This is a genomic window from Parasphingorhabdus sp., from assembly GCF_036964675.1.
GTDB lineage: Bacteria > Pseudomonadota > Alphaproteobacteria > Sphingomonadales > Sphingomonadaceae > Parasphingorhabdus.
The window spans coordinates 1-2,650 of sequence record NZ_JBALTF010000045.1; the positions used below are offsets into that span (position 1 = coordinate 1).

Consider the following 2,650-nt stretch of genomic DNA (forward strand, 5'->3'; position numbering starts at 1 on the left):
CAGGTCGCGACCCGGGTCAATGGCGGGCTGACCGGTTCCGACCTGCGCTTTTCCGACCTGACCACGCTCAACCTACGGCTGTTCGTCAATCTCGATGATCGCGGCAGCCTGACCGAGAGGCTCCCGTTCCTGAAAGGCAGCCGCATTGCCTTCAAGGTCGACAATATCTTCGACGATATCCAGACCATCCGCGATGGCAACGGCCTGATCCCGCTGAGCTACCAGACCGGCTTTGTCGATCCGGTTGGCCGCTATGTCGAGATTGATTTCCGCAAGCGGTTTTGACGCAGTCATCCCAGCGAAGGCTGGGATCCAACCCATATTAGGTTCTCCCACTACAGGCGGGCTGGGCCCCAGGCTGCGCTGGGGCGACAACCTAAAGACTAACCCAATTCCGCCACCGAAATCGCTACCGTCAGATAGATTCTGATCTCCGGCTGCTCGCCAGCCATCACAATTTCAGCGTCGCCCGGGTCGTGCTTTTCGACATATAATAAGCCAGAACCGCTGCGATGATGGTGACCATCGCGGTAAAGACCAGCGGCGAGAAGCTGAGATCGGGTGCAGCGCTTTGCAGAACCATCCCGATCAGAACCGCGGGCACCAGCGTCAGCACCAGATGTCTCAGCGCCAGCAGAAACGGCGCAAAACCGACACGTGTCTCTTTGGAAAGCCCGGGAACAACCTTGCCCGATTTGCGCTGCGACACGGTGATCGGATAGACGATCAGCGTCAGCAATATACTCATCAGCACCGCAATGCCGACCAATGTCCCGCCCAGACTGGGCGCGGAATCACCAAATGGCAGCGTCCCCGGCACAAAGGCCAGATCGCGGGTCAGCCAGTAATTGATCCCGCCGGCCAGCACGATATTAACCACCGCATCCCCCCGCGCCTGCTTCTCGATAAAGGCGTCCATGGTGGTTGGTGCTGCAGCGATACTGGTGGCCATATTCTCTCTCCCTGTTTTTTTTGGTGAGAGTGACGGCGGCGGGGGGAAAGTCAAGCGGGATTGGCTTGGAATGATGGAGAAAAATATGCATCCATTAAAATGTCGGTGGAATGGAGTTTGACCGCTTGAGGATTGTTTCACCAGTCATGGTAATTGCTGGTTCAACAACAAAAGACTGCTTGCGCCCGTCGGCAACATTCCGTCTGCCGAAACCGGGAAAAACTATTACGCCATGCTGGACGAAACCTGTATCGCAGCGTAACTTGAACCAAATAGCGCCCGGCAATCCCGGGGCGCTTCTACGCGGAGCCGAGTCAGGACCTGGCGACGGGGACCGAGACGGAATTGGTTGCGTAACGGCGAGGGTAAAGCAGTGGCACGAAATTTCTTGAACAGCATTCGCCTGCTTGAAAATCGGCTCGATACCGAGCTGGAGAAAAGCGCGAGCCCGTTGGTTCGTACAATTGGCCGGATCGCGCTGGTGATTTCCGGCGCTGTCTTGGGGATAGGCCTGATGGTCGTGGGAATCTCCCGAAGCGACCAAGCGACCAGTCCTTTCCAAGCTGGGACCGTCACCGCAGCAAGCTTCTCGCCACCTGATGAGAGCGAAATTCCGGAGGGACCGCTGGGCGAAGCCATCATCCGTGGCAAGGCAATTTTCGACAATCCCGGCGTGAACGCTGCTGCCTATGTCGGAAACTCCATGGCATGCAAAAATTGCCATCTGGATTCCGGGCGGCGCGCCGGCAGTTCGCCGATGTGGTCAGCCTGGGGAAATTATCCGCAGTATCGCAACAAGAACAAGTCGATCAATACGATGGAAGACCGGATCATGGGATGCTTCCGCTATTCAATGAACGCGCCCGCCAGTGCTTCCGGCGCCCCGCCTCCAGCCGGGTCCGATATTTACCGGGACCTCCAGACCTATTTCCACTGGCTCGCCACTGGCGCACCGACAGGAAAGGATATGGTCGGCGCCGGCTATCCTGAACTGGAATTGACATCCGCTGGTTACGATCCTCAGCGGGGTGCGCCATTATATGACCAATATTGCAGCGGCTGCCATGGGCCCGAGGGCAAGGGAGCCATCCAGCCTGACGGCAAGGTTGTCTATCCGCCTTTGTGGGGAAATGAGAGCTACAACTGGGGGGCAGGAATGGCCCGCGTCGACCTCGCTGCCCGATTCATCAAGGCAAACATGCCCTTCGACAGGCCCGGAACCCTGACCAGCCAGGAAGCTTGGGACATTGCGGCGTTCGTCGACAGTCAAGAGCGACCGCGGGACCCGCGACAGACCGGCAGTATCGAAGACAACGCAAAACGCAGCTTCGCCGGGCAAGAAACCTTCTACGGCAAGACTGTTGACGGTCGTCAACTGGGCTCGGGCGGCGGCGCGCGATAGGCAGTTATCATCAATTACGGTGCCACGGTGACAGCGCATTGCCACCATAAGTCCCCGGCCAACGGATCAGGAAACGCGCTCACCTGCGGCGCGCTGCCACTCCAACCCCTCCTCTGAAGAAGAGGGGCTCTATCTCCTTACTGGCCGCCGATCTTCCGCAAAACCCGCCAGGCCAATGCCTTAACCCTGTTCCGCGCCGGAAACCGCCCCGGCGCCCTCGGCGTCAATCCCCGCCTCCGCAGCCAGCCGTTGAACGCCCGGGCGTCCGCCTCTTCAAAGCTCCAGTCGCTGCGCCA

2 protein-coding genes and 1 pseudogene are annotated in these 2,650 nt (G+C 58.9%); 2 read left to right on the top strand and 1 reads right to left on the bottom strand.

The annotated features are described in order from the left end of the window. Positions 1-285, top strand: a pseudogene (locus V7665_RS09155) (TonB-dependent receptor plug domain-containing protein); the annotation flags it as partial. Between the two features lie 166 nt (positions 286-451). Here the strand turns inward: V7665_RS09155 and V7665_RS09160 are convergent. Further along, a complete protein-coding gene (locus V7665_RS09160; RefSeq protein ID WP_335664235.1) occupies positions 452-952 on the bottom strand; it encodes a hypothetical protein in 501 nt (166 codons plus the stop codon). 373 nt (positions 953-1,325) lie between these two features. On the opposite strand from V7665_RS09160, the gene V7665_RS09165 reads away from it, so the two are divergent. Then, complete coding sequence (locus V7665_RS09165) at positions 1,326-2,354, top strand: c-type cytochrome (RefSeq protein ID WP_335664236.1); 1,029 nt, start codon at positions 1,326-1,328, stop codon at positions 2,352-2,354. Positions 2,355-2,650 lie beyond the last annotated feature (296 nt).

Excerpts from the sequence above, each read along its gene's own strand:
- V7665_RS09160 (WP_335664235.1), bottom strand. The coding sequence starts at position 952 with ATGGCCACCAGTATCGCTGCAGCACCAACCACCATGGACGCCTTTATC.